The following is a 23,120-nucleotide window of genomic DNA, read 5'->3' as shown; positions in this document are numbered from 1 at the left end:
TCTACATCATGCCAGGAATTCCGCCCAATCCGGCAACTTTAGCCATCTCTTCCTGTGCCATTTTTAGCGATTCGGAAATTGCACCATTAACTGCGGCAATTATCATATCCTCCAACATCTCTATGTCTTTCGTATCCACGCTTTCCGGCGCAATCTTTATGTCAATAAGCTCCTGTTTGCCATTGACAGTGGCGGTAACTACTCCACCACCAGAGGAATGAGTTATCTCACGGCCGGCAAGTTCCTCTTGAACACGAGCCATCTCCTCTTGAAGCTTCTGCATTTGCTTGAGCATTTTATTCATATTGGCCATTTTTCCTCCAATTGATAGCTTTTTTTGAAATTCTCATCCCCGCAAATATAATGAAAATTAAAATTATTAAAAGTGTTCTTTCAAGTCCGTAATGAGGAATAATTGCAACACCCACTAGAGGAGATGCAAGAGAGGCACCTAAAAGATCGAGTGTATAAGCTTTAGATGCGGCTTTCTTGCCCCAAAAACCATTTGCGAATGCCCATCTCAGACTCATAGAATAATATCCCCCACAAAGAAATCCAACGAAGAGCATTGAAAAACAGAAAAACGCGACAGCCCCTATTAACGAAGGTATCAACGAACCGAGATTAAGCGCAAATATCCCGATGGGAATTGCTAAGAGTGCTGACAAATGCCAAATAATTGGTTTTCCCTTGTGCTTAGAAAAAAGATGCGCACCTACTACGCTTCCCAAAATGAACATCGATGAAAGAAGCCCTAACGCCGAATAAAGGCGGCCAACAGCAAGCTGAAAACTATACATAAGAACCATGCTTGCACCCATGCCAAAAAAACCCATTGCTCCGATAGCTCCTAGGGAAAATAGCCGCTCTTTTTTAAAAGCAATTTTCAGCATCAAAAGAAATGAAAATATCAAAAGTAAAAATATTAGTATTAAATTATATCGAATTTGCGCGATCGAGCGAAGTAACGAACCTCCAGCTAATCTCTCCCATAACTTTATCCCTAGTGAAAGAGCAATTGGTTTTTTGTCAGAATTGGGAGAAACACAAATTTCAGAAAGGCGAACCTCGAGTTCGGCTTGCCTGAAAGACTCTAAGGATTCACGTATCATCTGCGAGTTGATGTTCTCCCCTTTTGGCGGCAGAAATTGTCCCTCGATTATCAAATCACCAAACTCGCCTTTATCCGGAGCAATAATTATCGCACTTCCATCAACAATGTAAACCGACGCACTTCCGAAAGCCACCCGCGAGGCCCCAAGCAGGCTGCTTATTAATGCCAGTTCCTCTGGATTTAAATAGTTAGGACTAACTGGTAAGCCCACGGCAAGGCGACCATTTTTATCTAACTTCTCAGCTATACACTCGAATGCCTCCACTCCCATGTTCCTGCTTTCCATTAATGATGAAGGCAAGCCGCTGTATATAAAAACAAGATCCAATTTCTCCGGGAGCTGTTTGATCATTCGTTTTTGGTCACCAAATAGAACACTAATATCCTCATCTGCGAGTAACCTGAAATTTCGAAAACTCGCCACACAGACATCGAAAAGCCTTTTATCTTCAAAAAGAACGTGTATTTCTTTCGGCTCATATTGTCCAATTATCCTCACAGTTCCCTGAAGAATCCCTCCGACAACTGCTACCTTTGGGTTTTTCGGCGAAGTGACCATAAGTGGATGGATAATTTCACCCGCTCGAATAGAATCGCCGCTGTTTCCTAAATATATACCTCCGTGAAAAAGTGAGCTTTCGCCCATATTTTCAATAAGTTCGATAGCTCCGTGTATAGATTCAAACCTCTCTACGCTTTCTGCCCCTTTGAGTTTGCGTGCATGGGTCGAATTCACCCAAACCAGCGAGGGAATCACGGCGACCAGAAGCAAAGAGATAATGAGTCTAAAACGCCTGAGCGGTAGATCGATATCATGAGGGTTCATAGATAAAATTGCGATTGCGGAAAAAACAGGCAATGCTATATCTGGTCTAACCAATCCAGCGATAAAAAGACTTATAAGCCCCCCAAAAAAAGAGCCTATCCCCTCGAAAATGTATGTGTGTGAAGAATCCGAACCTAAAGCCCTTTTCTCTGAAAGAGCTCTGAATGCCGAACCAACCCAATATGACTGAGGAAAAACGACAAGCACGATTATAAATATCACCCGAGAAAAAGGCCATAACTGACCAATCCCCGGAGATAATAAATTCGCTACAAAATATAGCCAGGGTATAGAAAAAGAACTCGATAGCAGAACTATAAGAATTAGACTGAAGGGCTTAATCTTCTGAGGCCTTAAAATCGCACCTAAACCCGCTGAAAGTAGCCATGCACTCAGCAATAAACCGAGTATTAATTCATTGGAACGCAATATAAGCGAAAGCTCTCGAAAAAGAAGAGTCTGAGTGAGAATACCAGAGCAACCAACCCAAAATGCTGAGGGTTGAAATAGTCTTTTAATATCTGCTGCCACCTATTTCGACATCAACCTATAAAGCCCGACTTCACCATTAATATTGAAAGCAATAAATTCGCCCAATGGGTTGGAGAATCCCTCAAAATTGGCGTTGATTATATCAGCACCTCGCGAATTCCAGTCTTCATCGAAAGACAAAATAACCGAATGAGTCCGACCACCCGGTTGCGAGAAATTGGCAACAGCAAGTCTTTGATCTTCAAAGAAACAAAAATCCGGAATGCCATGGCCAAAGACCGCAAATCCATCCTTTCCCACTTGTGAAAAAACCAACTCTTTGCCTTTATCATCATAGATTACGATACTCGAACCTCCATACGCCACCAAAAAACCTTCTCTATCGGAAAAGGCAAAATCATAGGCCTTGATTGGACAATCGGCAATCCAGGATAATTGGCCGGTTAAGGCATCGAAGCCCAAGATGTCTTCACCTAATTCTACGGAATAATTCATAACAAAAAGCCGTTCGGAGAAAGCTATTCTCGATCGATAAGGCATAATTGAAGACTCTTTTCTCGACAATTGTTCAGAGAAAAGGACCTCTCTGGATTGGAGTTTAATCAAAGCGAGTGAGGTTTCTAGCGAATCAGATTCTGTAAATAGCAATAGGTCTTCGTCATCTCTTTTTCCTACAAAATAACCATGTTTAACCGATTTACTCTCCCACTCAAGTGGAATCCAATCGATATCGTAAATAGCCGATATACCAGAAGTTCCTTTATAACCCTGACACGTAAAGAACTTCCCACTTGGAGAAACCTGCAGCCATTCCGCATATTTCAGGAGGTTGTCCTCGGATAAAACCTCGTTTCCTTCCGCAGTAAAAATCCAGTTAACAGGCATATCGAACTCGAGATTGATACCCCAAACAACAATTATATCACCATCATTCGAAACCTGTAAATGGAGCGCATCAGAACCAGATATAGCACCCTTATATTTCGGAATTTTGCTCAGTAGCTTACCGGTTGTATCATATACCGAAACTTCGATGCTGTCCTCGTTTTCACTTAAGACATATAATCTCAGTGAATTGTCCACTGCAAAATCGATAATCGATTTATCTTGGGCGAAGGAAAAAAGCTTTTTCGCTTCACCCACTTGTGGAGGAAGCTCCTGCGCGAGTGAAATCCCTATCGATAAGAAAACTATGATTCGCGTTAAAAAGAACCTAAAACCCATAAATACTCTTCCCTTTCAAAATTCTTCTTCCTTCGGTGATTGTTCCTAAAATAAAAAGGTCATATTGAGGATAAAACCTAAGGCTTCTGGCCTTATTTTCGAGTAGATTCATTGTATCTATCAGTCTGTCGGTATATTGAAATTTTTCCGCTGCGGTTTTCAATCTTGCCTTTTGAGGTGTATTCGCGATAAGGAAATCGTTACCTGTCAGCATTAAAAGATGATCCCTGAAGAACGAGATTGCATTTTCCAGAATCGATTTCACAAGCGATGTTTCTTTCACGATTTTATCTGTCAAATCGAAAGCCAAAAGGTCCGATTCGGAGAACATGACAGCCCACAAATCCTCACCAAGCTCGCGAGTTCTTATCACTACTTCATCACCAGCGGCAAATATTGGTTCGAGATTGCCATCGGCTTGCGAAGCCAGCTTCTGAGCTTCGGGTTGAGGTATCCCAGTCGATATGGCGAAATCGGATATCTGTTTTCTTGTAAGCCGCCGGAATTGTATAGACTGGGCGCGGCTGAGAATAGTTGGAAGCAAAAAATCAGGTTTGGAGCTTGTGAGAATTATATAAGAGTCCTCGGGCGGCTCTTCGAGTGTCTTTAAAAAGGCGTTCGATGCTTCGAGGGTCATCATGTCGGCATCGCGGACTATAGCCCATTTCCCACCATCATAATTTGGCGTGAGCGAGATGCTTTCGTTTAGCTTGCGAATAGCATTGATGCCGATCTTAGGCGGCTTATCGAATCTATATGGCGCAAGTGGATTCCTTCCCATATTCGATAAGACTGTGGCTATCTTCTCTGGTTTGTTGTCTAGTTCCGTCGGAAGTGGAATGATTATCTCGACATCCGGATGGTCAAGATTAGTGATTAATCTGCATGAATGACACAAGCCATCACATTCTACCGGATTTTGACATTTGATCCAACGAACAAGCTGCAACGCTGAGGCAAACTTCCCTAGAAAGTTTGCTCCGCGAAACAGCATAGTCGAAGGCAACCTCCCATTTTCGATGGTCCTGAAAAGCATTTTTTTTAGCCTGTCCTGTCCGGGTATTTCCTTCAGAAACTCAGGCCGATACGAGCCAGTCAAGCGGATTCACCTCCTGTCTTCCGTTGCGAATCTCGAAATGAAGCTTCGCGCCTTCGAGCCAGCCATCGGACGCCGTTTTACCAATTCTCGATCCCGAAGTGATCTTCTGATTTTGCGCAACATCGACATGGCCAAGATTGCCATAAACCGTAAAATAACCACCTCCGTGCTCGATAATAACTATTTGCCCGTAAGCCCTAAGCCAATATATCTGAGCCACAGATCCATCGGCGACAACGAAAACCTCCTCCTCGGGTTCGGTAGCAATATCGATGCCCGCGTTCTTAAAGGTTGTCCCAAAACGCTTTTCCTTAATTATACCAAAGGGATGGATTATTTTTCTGGATGAAGATGGCCATGGAATACCGCCTCTAGATTTGGCGAAATCACCCTTAAGAACCGGTTTTGGGAGCCTCCTGGCCAGCTCTTTCAGCGATTCCTCCATCCGCGCAATAGCATTCCTATATTCAGCCTCATCGTTTATTATATTGTCGAGAGTCTGTTTCTTGCGTTTTTCGAGATGAGTCAGTGAATCGAGCTCGGCCTGACGCAAATCCCTAATAATCTTAACAGAATCCAGAAGAGCTTTCGTCGAATCGACGAGAGTTCCCACCAACTGTCTATTTTGCTCTATCTCTTTAGAATATCTGCTTCTCTCGATTGCCAGAAAGCTAAAAAGATTTATTCTACGAAGAAAATCCCCGAAGTTCTTCCCTCCGAGAATGAAAGCAACATCCTCGCTACCACCATTCATATAAAGTGTGCGAACAACATTCTCCTGTAGTACCACAGCAGAATCCAAACGAATTCGAACCTTTGCAAGAGAATCCGAAAGCGCACCTAATTCGCCTGTGATTAAACTCTCTTTCTTGTTCAAACCATCGAGCAGATCGCCAATTAGGCTTTTTTCACGGTATAATCCATCGAGGAAATCAGTTAAAGAGGTTTTTTCCCTGTTTAATCTGTGAAGTTCCGCTCTCTGCTGACTCAACTGGGTCTTGATTTCTACCTCGGGCTGACCTAAACAGGGCAGAATTAATAAAAGAAAAAATATGCCGTGCCGAAATCCCATCTCAATTCTTCGTTAGAACAATCCATGCCGAAGCCACGGAGGCCTGCACTCTGCGATAATCCTGATAGGCTGGATACATGTCCGGAGGGAAAGCAAAGCGACCACGGTCATAATCGTCGAAGAAATGGAACTTACCCTTTTTAGTTTTGAATTTAGCGCTATAAAGCAATGAATCTGCTACACTCGAAGTATCATTTGGAATATAATAAACCTCGTATCCCTTGGGAAGTCCGATTGTAACATCATGAGTTCCCCTGTATGGCGAATCGAACCAAATTGGCCAATCTCTCGATGGCTTCCCGGTTCCCCATGCAGAATATCTCAAGTTAGGAATAGTGAATGCAAGGAATTTGTCTCCGGCCGTGATGGCATAATTTGGAACGGTAAACTCGATTTCCACAGAAATAGGCTTACTCAAATCGTCTATACCCTCGATTTCCCATTCCGTGAGGATAGCATTTGGATGAACCTGCGAAGCGCGCTTTTCCATCTCTCGCCGAATTTCCTCCGATGTAGATTGTTTTAACTCTCTGATCTCCTCCTGCCGGCTTCCATTATATACGACTTCCAGTTCAGCCGTGAGATCGCCGTTAATATCTATTTTGCCCACAAGATATTCGTTCTCGCCTTCATCGATCGTTTTGGGTGGATTGACTCGTATAAACTCGACACCCTTTTCCCTGAAGATAATCGCCGGTTCACCCATAATCGAGTTAGGCAGCACGCCGAGGGGCATGTTTTCGCTCGAAAGCTCGGCCCAAATCTCATCCCCCTCCAAATCGAGCCGCACAACAGGTGTAGGAACAAAACCCAGTGAAGGAACCTCTCTATCGAAAGCGGATTCGTGCTTAGAAACAAAACCAATATCAGCTTTTACACCAGCCTGTTTGCAGAGATAATAGAATAGCACTGTCTTATCGAGATCATTAGCATATCGCTTCTCGAGAACAATACTTAACATCTTAGGTGCAAAACTATAAAGCTGCGATGGCGCGGGGATAAAACGCATTTCACTGACTACCCAGTTGTAAATAGATCGAGCTTTATCTGCAGGCTTTTTTTTCTTCTTCGTAAGCTCACCTGCTATTCGGTTTATCTCATCGGGATTGTCGAGGGCTTCATCGAGCGCGAGAGCAAAATCTGCAGCAATCTTTTCCCAACCATTACTTATCGATAAAAGGATAGACGGAGTGAATTTAATGTCCGGTGGCATATTCGATTCAGCAATTATTGGCGGAATATCTTTCAATGACCAGCGAAATATAGTGAATTGCCCCTCGTCAGAAAGATCGAATTTTGGCCAAGCCGAAGGCCAGTTTATATCTGCCCAATGTATTTGTGCACCGGCTTCCACTCTTAGGACAAGCTCTCTCGATATAATTGGCTCTTCTCCACTGAAAAACTCAGTCGAATAAAAAGCATCAAGCGAGTTTGAATACCGCTGAACAGTTTTTTGGGAAATATCGACGATACTTCCCGGAGCAACCTCACCCAATGCACATTTAGTAAGCATCAAGCGGTTATATTCGGGGATATATGCGAATACGGGACCGGATTCGATTGCCGATTCATCCAAATGAAGCACACGACCATCTGGGGCGATACTTCTACCGTGAATGAACTCGCCGCTACCAAGATCACCAAAATAAATCATGTGCGAAAGCGAAATCTCATCCTTGCTGCGCTCGGTGAGGGCCTGAGTGATAAGTCGAGAAACATGTTCGACAGTGCCATCGAGGCTTATTGTGTATTCATCGGATTGATGAAGAACAAGGTAGCTTGCTCCAAGATAATCCTCTGGATTCGGGAGGTTTGCAAGAACATCATTAAGAATTGGATCATCTATCTCTTCTGCGGTAAGCCACCAATCGCCCGGACGTTCCTTGGCAAGCTCCACTCGAATAACCTCTGAACGCGCAAAGGTTTTTTCTCCAGAGATAGTCTTGAATACTATACTATCAGAATCGATAGCGCCAAGCTCTCCACGAAATTCCTCGCCGTCTGTAGTATAGATAACATCCCGCTTGGAAACATGCTGCGCGAAAGCCGAGAAAATTAAAAAGCAAAACAATATAGCCGTTGTATAAATTCTCATTATTTACCCTCCAAATTATCGAGTTTTTCAAGTTCCCTTTTTGCCTGATCGACAATATTTAAATACTTTTGGTTAATATCTTTAATGTGGATTATCTCGTTAAAGCCTGCGCGAGCCTTATCTTCTGAGTCAATATAAACATAGGTTCTGCTGATTTCGAGTTTGTATAAAAGGTTATCGGGATCTAACTTGGAGGCCTTACGAAAATAATAAAGAGAGCTATCCACACATGCACTCCCCAGATCGTTGGGATTGCGCTTTAACGGTGGAACCGGCCCAACCCACCTGTGCCACGTTCCTAAAAGGAAATTAGCTTCTGAATTGTCCGGCTCTTTTTCGAGAACAATGGCTAGCTCTTCGCGAACCCGCCTTGCAACCCGAAAATCATCCCAATCCGGCTTGAAAAGAGCAAGATAACCCAGAGCGCGAGCGTATTCGAGATGAGCCTCGATAATCTCCGAATTTTCTACTATAGCTCGATTGATATAATTCGTCGCTTGCTCCAGATAGTCGTGGCGAAGATTACTGGTCTCCGATTGAGCCATTTGAGTGAGCGCCGAACCAACACGCCAGAGAATATTAGGATTTTCACGATCCGCTTCGAGGGCCTTGCTGTATTCCTTATGTGCCTCCATGAAATCGCCTCGCTTCATTAAATGGTCGCCCATTCTCAGCGAGTTCGACTCGGCGAAGATCGAGGAAAATATCAATGTCAATAACATCGCTTTCTTTAAAAAATGCATTCTTCCTCCATCAGGGGTATTTGACTCCCAATCTCTTGGAATAATAAAATCTCGAACCTATTATAACTACAAGCAAAAATAAAAAATAAGAGAAAACATAGAAACAAATCCATAAATTTAAAAACAAAACCGCTACTTTGTTAGCTCTAACGAAAGCCGTGCCACCTTTTGAAAGAGCATATATGTAAAAAGGCAAGGCGACTAGGCCTGTCAAAAAAAGCGCTGGTTCCCAAAGGAAGACACCGGAAACTGAAGCCAAAATTATCAAAACGAGCGAAATAATAGCAGATTTCTTCTCACCCCAAATAACCGCGACTGTGTTCTTCTTTGTGATCCGATCCCCGGCAATATCCGGGATAGCAGTTGCAATATAGACTCCCGAGAAAGCCAACGCATAAGGCAACATACGCAGCAGCAGCATCCAATCTAACCGACCACCGGAACACCAACCAATAATATAAACAAGTGCCCCATGTCCAGCACCATTTAGAATAAGCGCAGGCCATGGCTTGTCCTTATATCCAAACCTCGGATGAGAATATAAATAGCCCATAAAAAGGCCAACCAATGTGAATAAGCCCGTCCATATGCTAATAAAAAAACCAGTAGCAAGAGCTAATAAAGCCGAGGCTATAGTCATTATCCATGCGCTATTAACACCCATTAAACCAAGCGCAAGAGGAAGGTTCTTACGGTTTATCCTGTCACCCTCTATGTCATATATCTGATTGAGACCGTAAATCCAGCCACCGAGAAAAAACCCGAGAACTAAAAGAAATGGATAACCACACTCTGATTCCCTACCGCCCGAAGCCCAATATCCTAGTAGGAGCGGTGCCCATATCGGAAGGATTAAAAGCGGGCGAAAGAAAAAGAGGTGGTCTAAAACTCTATGAATTAGCGGCCTTCGACAGCCTGTATTAGTTTCGAGCACTCGTTACCTATCGCAATCCGAATTCACCTTCGTCGAATTCAACAACGGTGAAGATGTAAAGTTGAGTCGAGGAATCTCTATATGCATTCCGAGAAAGGCCGGCCTTTTGCGAAGATAGCTCTTCAAGGAACTGCTCGCGAGACCAACCCGTATCCCTTCCAACTTGTGGAAGAAAAACCCCACTGTTAAAACCCTTCCTGAGCCAAACACCATGCTTGCCTATTTCAATCTTATGCCAATCATCGATCTCTTGCATCGGGGATAGAACAGATATTTCGATGTCTATCTTGTCTAGCTCATCTTGCCCTACCGGCCTGAAACGGTGATCGTTCACAGCCGCCGAAATAGCCATGTCACGAACAGCCAGATAAAGCGGCCCCTGCGCGATCATCTGACCGATGCAACCTCGAAGTTGGCCATCTTGATGAAGCGTCACGAAAACCGCACCATCAGCCTTCAACTGTTCGTCCCCTGGAAGTTTTGGGCTATAAATTTCTTCCTTGTTTATATAGTCCTCGATAGTTCTGCGTGCTAGTTGTAAAAGATACTTTTTCTGTTTCTCGGATAATGAGTATTCACTGTTAATGTTTTCCGCGTTGTTTGTCTCATCTATCTGCTTATTCACGTTGTGTTTACTATCCATAAAAGCTGCGGAAAGGTATCCCACAACGCTAGTTTCGTCTCCTTGAGGGCTTTCGCCAGAATTCGAGGAATTGAGCTCGAATACTTTGTCTGCGCCGAAACCTCTTGCGCAAAACATAAGAGTGAGAACAGTGCCAAAACCACAAGCCTCACACCTGCCCGATTGCAAACGCGAAATCAGGCTTTCTGGCTCCCACGAAGTAACTGCGTCAATAAAGCTCTGATCGAGTGTTTTTGCTGAATCGCTACTGTGATAATGAGAAAGATCGGTGCTCGCCACTATGACTATATCCTCGCGCGAGGCATGATGTGACAAAACCTCGGCCAGTAAAATGCTTGCCTGCACAGATTGTGTCCCGAAAATAATCGGAACAATCTTTACGCTAGGCCCAAAAGCGTATTGAATAAAAGGAAGTTGGGTTTCTAAAGAGTTTTCACCGCGATATACATCTTTTCTAAAACTACCCGAGTCGCCTAAGGCCTTAAGGATGCTATCAGCCAAGGCCTCATCTATGGAAGTTTGCCCCAAGGGCGAGGCCCAAGCACCCTCCGCCCAAACGCTTATACCACTGAAACCGGCATTACGATGATTTAAACCTATAATAATAACGGTCGAATTAGCATATTTCTCCCGCTCACGAGCAAATAGCTTATAACCATAAGCTGCAGTCTGCCCCGAATAAACCAAACCAGCATGAGGCGATATGATCCCGATGGCTCGGCCTTCGATCTCAGGTGAATTTGCGTTCTCCATGAAACCACTTATCATTTGCTGCAACTCGCTTTTCGTGCCAGGATACCAGCTTCCGGCCAGTTCGGCCTGCTTGACCATAATCTCCTCCTTCGAGGATAAACCACTTACATCCGCGTTGCCCTCGCTTCTCGAACATCCAGCGAAGAGAAGCAATATCATTAAGACAATTGTAGTCATACTAAATCTGATAAAATCCCTCTAAATCCTTCTCGAATATTTATTCCAATATAATAACTCTTATTAACAAGTCAATACCGCGTGAACACCAGAAGAAAAAAACCTTGACATGTTAATTCCGGCTAAATATATTCAACAAAGTATTGATGGGGAGTCGTCCAATGGCAGGACAGCGGTCTCTGGATCCGCCAATTGGGGTTCGAATCCCTGCTCCCCAGCCAATCACATTCGCCGGTTAAGATATTTTAACCTCAATTATTACTCGACAAGAAAATCCCTCATATATTTTAAAGTTTGTTTATAAAAAAAGCCCAGGGCTTCCGAGCTTGTAATTGTTTATATTTAAGTATTGTCTTATCTTATCTGCACGAAACCGAGTTCGGTGACTCTTCACTGGCCTTCGAGAAGCGGAAGCCGTTTGGTGTTGCCGTGTATCATTTGACCCGGATAGTCCTTGTTATAACGCTACGCTGTTTAAGCCGCTCTTCGATTGCCTCGACCTTTTCAAGTCGTTTGATACCATAGTGAAGGCATCGAAAACGCGCGTTTGTGCTCTTGTATATTGTCGGCCTCGAAACATGATACTCGCGCGCGAGGTCACACACTCTTCTCTTCTTTTTGAAATGGGCATCATAAATCTCTTGCCGTTGCATCGGCGTTAATCGAGTCCGCTTGTGAATGACTATAGGATATCTCCTGTTTTTTCTTAAAGGTAAGCAATCCCGAAAAGCGTAAACAACGCTAATATATCAAAAACCCGAGCAATATCGAGGGTTGTCAACTAATTCTACATCTTCCAGTATTTTCTTATTATCGCCATCGGTGCTGAAACACCCGCGAATGTTGGCCGTTTGCCCTTACTAAGTGCCTCTGCATACTCGGCAAAACCACCCTGAATCATTGTCCAATAGACATCAAAACGCACATGGTCACCCTCCCAATGAGCAAGCCGCCAGAATGCGTCCTCATTGGTTTCGCCCGGCAATTTACCGTATCTGTCAACAATGTAGTCTTTGAGCTTAGGCGCGAAATACATCACCCTTTTCCCAATATCCTTGCTTTGAAAATATCTATCGACATCCTCACCCAATTCGCGGGTGGTCTTGAAATCGAAATCTGTTGGATTATCGATAATATAATCAAACCACTTAAGCATGAGCTTGACACCACGACGTATCTTGGCAGTTAACATGAATTGGTAAAGAAACAAGATAAAAGCCAAGCCCACTATCACCATAATGAAGCCGTATATTGTTTTTTCCATATTACTCCTCGTTATTTATATCTAAAAAGCCCCCGGCATGCGGTTGGGAAAGGAAAGGAGGGGAAATGCACACCGCAGGTGCCGAGAGCCATATACGATATTGCACTTTTGGTGCCAAATACTATCTATTGAATTAAAAGAAGCACAATAGATGCAAGAAAAACGGAAATTACAGCCGGGGCAAGGAATTTATATATGCCCGACCAACTCGCATAAAAATACTGCTTAGTCAATAGAAGACATAAATGAACAGGGCTCGACAGAACTCCAAGAAATCCGGCGGTATAAGCAAAAGCGAAATTCCCCGCATCGAAACCATTCTTCATTATAAGCGGAACCAACACAGGAAATCCCAAACCAACAAAAGCCGAATTAACACCAGTTATTATCCCAATCGAAAAAGGAACCAAGAAAAGTAATACTACCTCGGGAACACCTGCTATTTCCTTGGCCAAAACCTCGACCGTACCGCTCGATTCAAGTATTCCCTTGAATATCATTACTCCGGCGATAAGCCCGATAACCTTAATCGAAAAAGCCTTTTTAAGATGCTCCAATCTTTTCTTATCGCTTTGCCTTAAAATAAGCAGAGTAATCATTGACGCAATCGCCACAATAGGAAGTATCTCGAATCCCAGAAATAACACGAAAAAAACTACAGCCCAGATATACCAAGTCGTTATCAAGAAATCCTTTATCGCCAACATAAGACCGATTTCTTTAATATCATTCTTGCCTGCGTTTTTTACACCACGAAAACCTATCACCAGTCCGGGGATTATCGAAAAAACAGAAAGATACCACATCGACGAAATTAGCTTACTAGCAGGGACATCGAGAAGAACAGTCGATAGAATAATACCGGGATAAAGCGGCCATGTGTATTCCCATAGATGTCTGAACCAGAAATTAAGGAAAGTCAATCTCTCCCGTGAGAGTTCCATCGTTTTTGCACCCTCCTCGACAAGTGGCGCGGAAAGCATCGCGCCGCCTGGCATTGGAAGAAAACCTATCAAACTCGCAGGTAAAACAGAGCTTATCTTGCTATTAGGTATTAACCTTTTTAACGATCTGACAGTTCTCGAAAGCCAACCGAGTTCGCCGAGAATAACCCCCATGAGACCCAAAAAGTAAACAATAAGTATTAGCCCGATTGTGTCTTCAGAAATTAGCCATTTACCCGATGTCGATAAAACCTCGACAACACCCATCCCCGAAAGAAAACCAAGGACTATCCCGCTAACAGTGAAAGCTATACCCAGCGGAACCTTAAGCCTGACCGATACAATAAATATTATCGCAGCAATTATAACAACAAGAGTAGCGGACATATTTTAAAGCGCAAATTTAATTACAATCGTGTCGCCATCCTCGACAATATATTCCTTGCCCTCGACTCGAAGATGCCCGGCATTACGCGCCTGGGCCCAACCATGATATTTTAGTATGTCCTCGTAAGAAACCACCTCGGCACGAATAAATCCCTTTGCCAAATCAGTGTGTATCTTCCCCGCAGCTTCGAGAGCATTGGACCCCTTGCGAATAGGCCATGCATGAACCTCTTTTTCTCCGCAGGTGAAAAATGTTATGATCCCCGCTGCATCATAAGCTTTCATGATAAACCTGTCGATAACAGGCTCAGTCAAATTATATTCTTCACGAAAGATCTCCGCAGATTCATGATCTAACTCGTTAAGCTCCAGCTCGGTTAGTGTCATAATGGCAAGTGAGGGAAGACCTGAGAATGCGGAATCTAACTCATTAATTAAACGGTCTCTATTACAATAATAATCCTCGCCGCATGTGAAAACAGCTACTGCAGGCTTTGCGGTGAGAAGCCCGAAATTAGAAACTATCTCTGCGCGAATGGGATCAAGCTCGAGGTCGCGAATGAGGCCACCCGATTCCAGATGCGCTCTCAGCACTTCGATAATTTTCATCTCATTCTCGATACGAATCTTTACCTCGGGTTTGGCAGTGCGAAGAGATTTTTCAATGCTCTCCATCTTGTGCTCGAGAATATTCAAGTCAAAAAGAACCAATTCGCCCATAAGATCGCGAAAATCCTTTATAGGCGTAGGATCACCGAAAACACTATCGAAAGCTCGAAGGCAATATATCATTGCACCCGCAGATTGAAGCTCGGAGAAAACAGCACCCCCCGAACCAACCGCACCTAAAGTATCTGCAAACTCAATTTCGGCAGGGCTTATCTTCTTGGGATCGAATATATCAACCAGCACGCTTACGCGAGGATCGGGGACATGTGCAACCGCAATGTCGAGGCCCTTGCCGCTTTTACCTGAGGAGCCTTTGTTTGTCATCAATTTAAATAATGTCGATTTACCACTACTTGCGAGACCGACCATAGCCCATAACATAAAATACCTCCTTAAATTTCAATAGAATATACGAATTTCGACTCGAAAGCAATGAAAATGAATGAAAGTTTGGCTCAAAGTCGCATCGCTAATAATATGTGGATTACCTTTAAATACCGCCATCAATTCGTCTCATTATCTGCCTAATCGTTTGTTTAAATAAAATAATTTCTTTTGACTTACAAAAAATTAATAAATTACTTGAAAAAGTGTATAAATATTTATATATTGGCTTTAAATTAATGTATCAAAAGGCTAATGATGAAGATAGCTAATCGTTACCAAGTTAAATTATATGTGTCAATAATAACTGCGTTGATCTGTGTCGCTGCAATTAGCGCACAAAATAACTTTATCAAAATCGAACAGGATAATCCGAATTCTATTACAATAGTTATTTCCACTCCAGACATTGTAATCGATTCTTTCTTCATCGAAGATTCATGTTTCCATTTCATTAAAGCACCAAATTCAAGGTTCAAGAACTTCGGCGAATCCGCAAATGCTCCTGCAAGTCTAATCTTAGATTTTGCCCTCGCTATTCCATCGACAAAGAATGTGCATTTAGACATTATCGAGGTCGATGACACTACGATTGGAGACATCAAAATCGCGCCCTACTATAGCGGTTGCGAATCCGAATGGTGTTTGGATAATTTGATGTATTCCTCCAATGATTGGCTTTATAAAGATATCGCGACTGTCAGGGGAGTATCGCCTTGGAGGTCTTTGTGCGCAGCCTTTATCCGCTTTCAATTATACTCGTTTAATCCCTCTTGTGATTCGTTGCGAATTCATAGAAAGGTTAAGCTTAGACTCTCAGCCGATGGTGATTATGGCGAAATCAGTCTCGAATCATGGCTCGAGGATGTATATCTATCACACTTTTTGAATCTCCATTCTCTTCCATATACTTTAATTTCAGAACCTTCGAGCTATCAAGTTCTTTATATCTATGCTGACCACTCGAATGGCTATTACGAAGAATGTGCTGCAAAATTGGCCGAATTTCGCTATAAACAAGGATGGAGAGTCCATTCCGTCAACGCTCGTGATATATACGATATCTACGATAGCATCTATCCCTCAGAGTCGGAGACAACATGGATACGAATGTTCATAGCTGATACCTTCGATTGTTACGGCGATTTAAGCTATGTTGGCCTGATAGGTCCCGACTACTGCGATATGGATAGTCTTCCCGGAATGAAATTCCTTAATGCTACACATCCTCCGATAACGGAATCTGCATATTCTCTCCCAATTTATCTTCCTCAACTCGGTGTTGGAAGGATATGGGCTGTTAATAACTATAGCGCTTATGGCACTGAAGGTTTTGTCGACCGAATTATTCAAAATGAGAGTGAATGGTTACCCGGTGGCCATTGGAATGACTTCATGTTTGTTTCTCAAACAACAGATATAATATATGGCTATGTCGATGCGCTGGCCCAGGAATCTATTATTCGAAGCGTTGGCTTCGATCTTACGCATTACACTTGCCACGACACAACAATGGGCATGCTTCCACTCGGGACAGTCCGCGCCCTTAATGATTCAATCGTTTCGGCGCTCGAAAACGATAAATACGGTGTTGTATGGCATTTTGGCCACGGCAATTACGGCTCATGGTATAAAAGTGGGGGAGGGTGTTGTGGTTCAGGGGAAGGGGCTTTAACCTCTTATAATCTTCTGTTTCACCAGCTGGGTTATCCCACCGGTGTTATCTCCGGCGGATGCCAAACCGCCCGAGAGTTTGGTTATGAATTTACAGGGCGAGGTGCGCTTTTTTATTATGGTGGCATAACCGATGGCGGCGATTCACATGATTTTGTTTCTAGAATTCGAGCATATCAAAAACTCGTCGGCGATGCATGGCGGAATTACCTTATTTGGTCGCCTAGGCTGCTAGGAGATCCACTCACTCGCTTTTATGGCCCAAACGAACCTTCAAAATATGTTGTAATGACCTCCCCTGATTGCTATTACATTCACGATGACTTAACAGGTGACAGCCTTTATGTAACTGTGTATGCCGATGGACCCGCGAGGTGGCTTCACGATACAAAAATATGTGTCACAACCAATTTCAACGATGATATAACCCCACTTTACAAAGTCATTCCCTACGGCTGTAATCAAGTTAGTTTTTCTTCTGATGAAATCGCCGCAGCATTGGACCTTAACCCCGATGAAGACACGCTTTATATTTCTTGCACAAAAAGGGACTTCATTACAAAAACTGTAAAATTGCCAGTTATCTTACTTGAATATGAGGATTCGGTAATTACTTATAATCTTAACGAAGGCTGGAATTTCATTTCTATTCCAGTCGAGGTTTGCTACGGCACACTCGGCGAGATACTTCCAGGAGTGGAACAAGTTCTCCAATGGAATCCCGCATTACATGAATTCATCGATGTATGTGAAGAAATTCCTGAGCCATCGAAGGGATATTGGGCTAGATTTTCTGCCCCGACCGATACATTTTCGATTTTCGGCTCCGGGGTTCTTCACTGGGATATCGATGTCATCGATGGATGGAATTCCATTGGCTCGATTTCCATGGCTGCTAATAGCTTACCCTGGCAGACATCTCACACTTTTACTGGTAGTGGCACGGAGATTTCGTCGAGCTTTGTTTTTTATTACGATGCCTGTCTTGGGTATTTCAAGCCAAGTATAGGAATCGCTGAGGGTAAGGGCTATTTTTATAATATCAGAGGTAATGGTGCCCTCGCGTTCCCTGAAAGCACAATTGCACCTTCATCTTCACCGTCTCACAATGAATTATTTGACATACTCTGTAGTCTCCCAAATCCCCCGGATTCGGATGGTCTATCGATTCTCGATACAGCTCATATGTCCGTAGATATCGACTGGGAAGAAGATGTAATAATGATTACATCGAGCGAATGTAGCGTTCCTATAGAACAGGTATTGATTTTAATTCAAGTAGGCGATTCGATAAGGTTTATTTTCAGCGAAAGCCTAAAAACTTCGGGTGAATATGCCCTTCCGTTCGATATCGAGCCGAGTATTCCAATGCGATTGCTCATTAAAAAACCTGGATATAAAGATTTTCAAATTTTGACAGCGACATGTTTTATAGAAAACACGCATATTTGGGACGATGTCAAAATATTCGGTCAAATTGCTGTAGGTATTGAGGATACGCTATTTGTTTTGGATGGCACAAGCGTTACTTGTTGTCGATCTGAAAGTGATTCGGGGCTAGCAGGTCCTGAAATTATCTGCGAGGGCAAAGCATCGTGCCTTTACATAAAGGGAACTGTCGAAAATCCAATTTCTATTGGATTGCCAATAGGAACCATCGATGATAATTTGGGTGGTATTTTCGCCCTTAAAGGCGGGAGTCTTATTATCGAACATGCCGACATTAGAAATGCTAGTGTCGTTGAAATGGTTGGTTCTGCTGGGAGTTGCGGTGCATGCTCATTATTGTCTGTGAGTTTCATCGACTGCGATAATATGTTCATCGATGGTGATTCTTGTAAAAGCGGAGCTAGAGTTTCAATTAATGACTGCAATTTTTATTGTCCGGTCGAGCTAACTGGATGGAGATCATTGTCATGTATCTATGGTTCTTGCTTTGATGGTGCTCCTGGTTTAAAGCTTGATAGTGAAGATAATTCGATATCTGTTGACAATTGTATTTTTCAAACGCCTTCTTCCTATGGATGCCAAATCGAGGTTTTTACAAGCGTGGAATTCTATAATTGTATATTCGGTGGTCCGGGAACCGCTATTATAAACCGTGGGGAGAGCGATTTTTCCGCTTGTCAATTCAATGCAAATTTAGGTAAATATAATATGATTACTTCAGAAAAGAGTCAAACTTCGGCCCGGAATTGCATTTTCGAAGGTTTCACTCATGCTTGTGTTTTAGCTGAGGGCCACTTGGATTTTGGTAGTGGTAGTTCGGGTCATAACTGTTTTTACTCCGACTTATCCGAATGGACTTTTGATGGTGTTGATGCTGTTATCGAGGCAGATTTCTGCTATTTTGATACTTTAAAAGCGCCGGATTATATCGATCTTACAAGCGAATTCCGCGATTCGTTATGTGTAGCTGACTCAGAATTATCGGTAATAGTTTGCGAAAATGGGTTGAAATGTTGCCCAAATAGCTTTTTTCTGGCGCATCCGGTTCCAAACCCATTCAATACTACAGTGGACATAGAATTTGATGTTTCTTTCGAATCGTATATAACCATCGACATATATAACCTTGCGGGAATTAGGATAGCAAGTATTGTCCGGGACTTCCTGAAAGTTGGCACTTATAAAACAACCTGGAATGGAAGAAGTATGATTGGAGACTATTTACCATCAGGTGCATATTTTTGCAAGATGTGTGTTATAACACAAAATAACGATCAGGCTTTCATGCAAACTCGAAAAATTAGTTTAATAAAATAAAATTAAAAGTGCGCGGCTAAAAATAATAAGAAGCAACTATCCCCTATCAAAAAGTCGCGCGCTTTTAAGATTTATCCTTACGACCGGCGCTGTCACGATTTTTGCTATTTCGCTAATCTAATTTTGATAGAGCTATTTTCACCCGCAAAAATCCATTATTCCTCTACTCTGTCATGAAATTTGCAATGGCAAATTTCGTGCCTTCGTTTCCCTACCACCCGCGCCAGCGCCTTTTATTTTGCATTTATGATTTACATTTGAGGTTTGATTTTTTTAGTTATTGACAGCTTTTCGTTGACATGTTGGTTTATGTCATGTATTTTGATATTTAAAATAATCACTAAGGAGGCTAAGAGATGAACGAACATATTGTAAAAGCACTTGATATTATTGAGGATGGACTTCTCATAGTCAATCGGGATTATATTATTGAATTCATCAATGAACCGGCGAAGAAGCTTTTACGGAGCGAGGAGCTTATTGGCAAAACCTCCTATGAAGCCATTTGGGGGAGAGCTAATCTTGAGGGTCGTTCGCCGAGTTTTATGTCTTTTGAGACCCACGAGGTTGCCAGCGCCGAGCGCACTTTTGATGATGGCACTTGTCTTTTTGTTCGCTCTTACCCTCTTGATGACGATCATCTTGTTATAACAGTTTGGGATGTTTCCGATTATGTTAGTCTTGAGAATAGGCTTAAGAAGTCTGGGACAGATCCTGTAACTGGCCTTCGCAATAGCGATGGTTTTCGTGAGGAGTTGGAGAAGGAGCTTGATCGCTCCAAACGCACAGACACTGATGTCACTCTTATGTTCATTTCGATTGATTCGATTCCTGGAGATACCGAAGAGACGCATGAAAGCCATCTTATGAAGATTGCTGAGATCATCATCGATACAGCTAGAAGCTACGATCTTATTTTCCGTCTTCACAGCGATACATTTGCTGTTTTGATGCCACATTGTACTGAAGATGCTGCAAAAAAGACTGCTGAACGCTTGCTTAGGCGCATCCATAATGCCATTGGGGAGATCAATTCGTGCATTGGTATTGGCGGATCCGCGAGCGCATTTACTGGAAGGGACATGGTTCGTCTTGCGGAGAGAGCGCTTTATGTCGCCAAACACAGGGGCGGTAATACCTGCGTTATCGGATAATCATGAAGGAATTATCCGGGGAATTCCTCGATAAGATCCAAATTGGAATCGTGGTGATCGATCGGAATAAGCGTGTATTGTTTTCAAATTTGCATGCCCTTCGATTGCTTGGGAAAAAGGGATACACTCAGGAAACCTTCTGTTACGAATTTCTTAAATGTGATAATTGTCCCTGCGACGATTGTTATTTACAGGATGAAACCGGTCTAATCGATATTTGTGAGATAAAGCCCGCCGATACGGATGAAGTCATCGAATGTATCCGGACTAAACTCGATTCGGGTAGCATCTTAGTGCAGCTTCGTGATATTACTTCCTATAGGGTTCTGCAAAGCGAGCTAGATCAAGCTATGATTTCGGACTCCAAAAGCGGCTTGCTAAAAAATAGCCTTATTCATGATCATTTGCAACGCGAGATGAGCCGTGCACGGCGGTTCGGAACGAATATCGGTCTTATTATGCTTAGGATTAGCGATTTAGCTCATCCGGGAGTTAACAGCATTCCCTCCATTGTTACAAGGATTCTCAGGGGCATCGGCGAAATTCTAGGGAATGATCTTCGCGCTTATGATCTCGCTTTTCGTTATGACAGGGACACCTTTGCGGTGATACTTCCAGGAGAGGACCTCGACTCCAGTTTAGGCGTTGCCGATAGGCTTTATTCCAAAATAAAAAACTTGGGAATTCAAAGAGCCCGTGTAGGAGTAGCGAACATGGGCTCGGCAACATCTGCCGATGATGTTATCGATGCGGCCAAACGCGCCCTTTATGTTGCTGAGCACTCGGACCAACCTATATCTTCCATATAAAAAAGCCCCGCCCCCGATTGGGGCGAGGCCGGCTGGGGAGCCTTAATCCATCAAAGAAAAATGTTTATAGAGAACTAGTCTATTTAATGTAAATTGCCTTTGTTGTCAGCAATTCCCCGTTTGCGGACATCTTGATGAGATACCCTCCACTAGGGAGTTTTTCCGGAGACCACAGCGTTATATAATTCCCGGGCGAAAGTTTTCCACTTTCAATAATATCGACTACCCTACCAGACATGTCGAAAACCTCAATGAGCACTTCGGATTTTTCGTCTAAGGAAAAATCGATCACACACGAGGAATTGAAAGGATTTGGGTAAATTGGTCCCAAATCGAATGAATTAGCTCTCGGTGGCTTCTCCTCGATTCCCGTCACAGGAACCATCTCGATATCGAGATTATAGTCCGAACCGGCTATACTAACCGTTGCTGTCGATGTCATGGGAGTGTAACCATTTCTGTCGGCAAACACGCGATATGTTCCGGAAGAGAGGTAATCTATGTTGTAATTTCCGTTGAAATCACTGACCGAGAATCCTACTGGTCGCTCGCTTAGCGCATCGAGCACGTATATTCTCACACCGCGGATACTGATTGATTCGGTAATTCTGCCATCATCTTCACCGAAAATATGGCCCCAGAGAATTCGATCACCTCCACTGTAGATTGGAATTAGCTCGAAATCGATATCGAAGATATCGAATGTTGTGATGTTCACCTCGAGCGCCCCGGAATAATCGAACGAACCGCCGTAAAATGACGGGCAGTAATCATTGTGGAAGCCAAGTATATAATAATCGCCTGGCGTGACAGTGAGTTCATAATCGCCTGTTGGTCCTGTGATTACAGCATCCTGAATTTCGTCGTCTTCGCTAGAAATAGCGACCACATAGGCTGCGTCGATTGGGCCGTCGGCTTCTTCCATAATAGTGCCGGATATCGAAAATAAACCGGTTCCATGTGAGATCATGTGAAGAGTATCGAGGGTTATCGTATCCGATTCGAGGCTGGTAACATCGATAGGATCGGCTACCAGAAGATCAGGTCTATCCAGATAGAACACCGGTATATGAGAGCTGATCGGATCGAAGGCCCCAAGCGAATAGCGTCCCGAATAAACATCGAAAGAGTATGTTCCTTCGATATCGGTAGTGTCCAGCATTCCGGGTATCGGTCCTCCAAGATAATGGAAAAGCCGAACGATAGCCCCTTCAATTGGAATCCCCGAGCCTGCATCCACTAGATACCCCATCAAATAGTGCCTCCCAGAATCGGGATCGCACACTGTGAAATGAAGGTCCTCAACACGCGTGTTCGGCCCGCAATAAATGGCGGGAACATTATCAGAAGCAGCGAAGATCATCGAGATACTGTCTCCTGAAGCGACATCGATACCTGCGTCATCGAAATTGAATGTGAGTTCGTGGCCGGTATAATCGACTCCGGCATGAGCCAATCCGAATGATCCTTCGGGTAAGGCGTTGACCATAATGACAACTGAGATTCCCGATTCATCGATACCCGAACGAATATCGTGAATATTGTATGTAACCTCGATTCCACTCGTTGAAATCGGTATGGTTGCGCCATCTGCCGGGTAAATCGGGAACATCATCGGATCGGAAATATCGATGTTGAAGAAAAGCCTCTGCCCGAGGACCTCGATACTGACGAGACCTTCGCTCCAAGGCGTTGAGGGTGTGTAGGTTATGGTATCGCCAGACACCGAAAGCTCCGGAGAAACTCCAACGATATAAAATCCGTAATTAACATATATAATAAGGCTTTCCGGCACATAAGGCTCGACAGTAAACAGTATCTCTTCATCCTCGCAACCGACCCATACTGAATCCTCGGGATTGAGATATGTGACCTCGAAGTCCGGCGGAACCGTCGT

At 43.4% G+C, this 23,120-nt stretch carries 17 protein-coding genes and 1 tRNA gene; 4 read left to right on the top strand and 14 right to left on the bottom strand.

What is annotated here, in order from left to right:
* Position 1: 1 nt before the first annotated feature.
* The 9 genes from KAH81_09685 to amrB form a co-directional block, all read right to left on the bottom strand.
* Positions 2-325: a YbaB/EbfC family nucleoid-associated protein gene (locus tag KAH81_09685; protein MCK5833922.1), complete on the bottom strand. Its 324-nt coding sequence runs from the start codon at positions 323-325 to the stop codon at positions 2-4.
* Positions 297-2,471: a hypothetical protein gene (locus KAH81_09680; protein MCK5833921.1), complete on the bottom strand. Its 2,175-nt coding sequence runs from the start codon at positions 2,469-2,471 to the stop codon at positions 297-299. Before KAH81_09680 ends, KAH81_09685 begins: the two co-directional genes overlap by 29 nt.
* Positions 2,472-3,656, bottom strand: coding sequence for a hypothetical protein (locus KAH81_09675; protein MCK5833920.1), 1,185 nt, complete (start codon positions 3,654-3,656; stop codon positions 2,472-2,474). It abuts the gene before it with no gap.
* Positions 3,646-4,755 carry a hypothetical protein gene (locus tag KAH81_09670; GenBank protein ID MCK5833919.1) on the bottom strand — a complete coding sequence of 370 codons (1,110 nt, stop codon included), beginning with the start codon at positions 4,753-4,755 and terminating at the stop codon, positions 3,646-3,648. Before KAH81_09670 ends, KAH81_09675 begins: the two co-directional genes overlap by 11 nt.
* Positions 4,733-5,746: a peptidoglycan DD-metalloendopeptidase family protein gene (locus KAH81_09665; protein ID MCK5833918.1), complete on the bottom strand. Its 1,014-nt coding sequence runs from the start codon at positions 5,744-5,746 to the stop codon at positions 4,733-4,735. The genes KAH81_09670 and KAH81_09665 overlap by 23 nt, the downstream gene beginning before the upstream one ends.
* 82 nt (positions 5,747-5,828) lie before the next feature.
* Positions 5,829-7,922: a DUF3857 domain-containing protein gene (locus KAH81_09660; GenBank protein ID MCK5833917.1), complete on the bottom strand. Its 2,094-nt coding sequence runs from the start codon at positions 7,920-7,922 to the stop codon at positions 5,829-5,831.
* Positions 7,922-8,665, bottom strand: a complete 744-nt coding sequence (locus KAH81_09655; GenBank protein MCK5833916.1) for a hypothetical protein — start codon at positions 8,663-8,665, stop codon at positions 7,922-7,924. The genes KAH81_09660 and KAH81_09655 overlap by 1 nt, the downstream gene beginning before the upstream one ends.
* A 10-nt stretch (positions 8,666-8,675) precedes the next feature.
* Entirely contained in the window at positions 8,676-9,599 is a 924-nt protein-coding gene (locus KAH81_09650) for a UbiA family prenyltransferase (protein MCK5833915.1), read from the bottom strand.
* 7 nt (positions 9,600-9,606) lie between these two features.
* The gene (amrB, locus tag KAH81_09645; protein MCK5833914.1) at positions 9,607-11,172 is read right to left on the bottom strand and encodes an AmmeMemoRadiSam system protein B; all 1,566 of its coding nucleotides are present in this window, start codon (positions 11,170-11,172) and stop codon (positions 9,607-9,609) included.
* 147 nt (positions 11,173-11,319) lie between these two features.
* Between amrB and KAH81_09640 the strand changes: the two genes are divergently transcribed.
* A tRNA-Gln gene (locus KAH81_09640) sits at positions 11,320-11,393 on the top strand.
* Positions 11,394-11,606: 213 nt separating this feature from the next.
* On the opposite strand, the gene KAH81_09635 is transcribed toward KAH81_09640, so the two are convergent.
* The 4 genes from KAH81_09635 to KAH81_09620 all read right to left on the bottom strand — a co-directional run bounded on the left by KAH81_09635 (position 11,607) and on the right by KAH81_09620 (position 14,817).
* Entirely contained in the window at positions 11,607-11,858 is a 252-nt protein-coding gene (locus tag KAH81_09635; protein MCK5833913.1) for a hypothetical protein, read from the bottom strand.
* A gap of 101 nt (positions 11,859-11,959) precedes the next feature.
* The gene (locus tag KAH81_09630) at positions 11,960-12,436 is read right to left on the bottom strand and encodes a hypothetical protein (GenBank protein ID MCK5833912.1); all 477 of its coding nucleotides are present in this window, start codon (positions 12,434-12,436) and stop codon (positions 11,960-11,962) included.
* Positions 12,437-12,561: 125 nt separating this feature from the next.
* Positions 12,562-13,767 (bottom strand): DUF401 family protein, encoded by a 1,206-nt coding sequence (locus KAH81_09625; GenBank protein MCK5833911.1) that lies wholly within the window; start codon positions 13,765-13,767, stop codon positions 12,562-12,564.
* Positions 13,768-13,770: 3 nt separating this feature from the next.
* Positions 13,771-14,817 carry a DUF933 domain-containing protein gene (locus tag KAH81_09620; protein MCK5833910.1) on the bottom strand — a complete coding sequence of 349 codons (1,047 nt, stop codon included), beginning with the start codon at positions 14,815-14,817 and terminating at the stop codon, positions 13,771-13,773.
* Between the two features lie 258 nt (positions 14,818-15,075).
* Here KAH81_09620 and KAH81_09615 point away from each other — a divergent pair, with 258 nt between their 5' ends.
* The 3 genes from KAH81_09615 to KAH81_09605 all read left to right on the top strand — a co-directional run bounded on the left by KAH81_09615 (position 15,076) and on the right by KAH81_09605 (position 21,223).
* Positions 15,076-19,260 carry a hypothetical protein gene (locus KAH81_09615; protein ID MCK5833909.1) on the top strand — a complete coding sequence of 1,395 codons (4,185 nt, stop codon included), beginning with the start codon at positions 15,076-15,078 and terminating at the stop codon, positions 19,258-19,260.
* 356 nt (positions 19,261-19,616) lie between these two features.
* Complete coding sequence (locus KAH81_09610) at positions 19,617-20,414, top strand: sensor domain-containing diguanylate cyclase (GenBank protein MCK5833908.1); 798 nt, start codon at positions 19,617-19,619, stop codon at positions 20,412-20,414.
* A gap of 2 nt (positions 20,415-20,416) precedes the next feature.
* A complete protein-coding gene (locus KAH81_09605; protein ID MCK5833907.1) occupies positions 20,417-21,223 on the top strand; it encodes a diguanylate cyclase in 807 nt (268 codons plus the stop codon).
* Positions 21,224-21,302: 79 nt separating this feature from the next.
* Here KAH81_09605 and KAH81_09600 read toward each other — a convergent pair.
* On the bottom strand, positions 21,303-23,120 hold a 1,818-nt coding region (locus KAH81_09600), incomplete at its 5' end, for a T9SS type A sorting domain-containing protein (GenBank protein MCK5833906.1).

Source organism: bacterium (assembly GCA_023145965.1).
Classification (GTDB): domain Bacteria; phylum UBP14; class UBA6098; order UBA6098; family UBA6098; genus UBA6098.
This window is presented reverse-complemented; position numbering and strand designations above follow the sequence as displayed.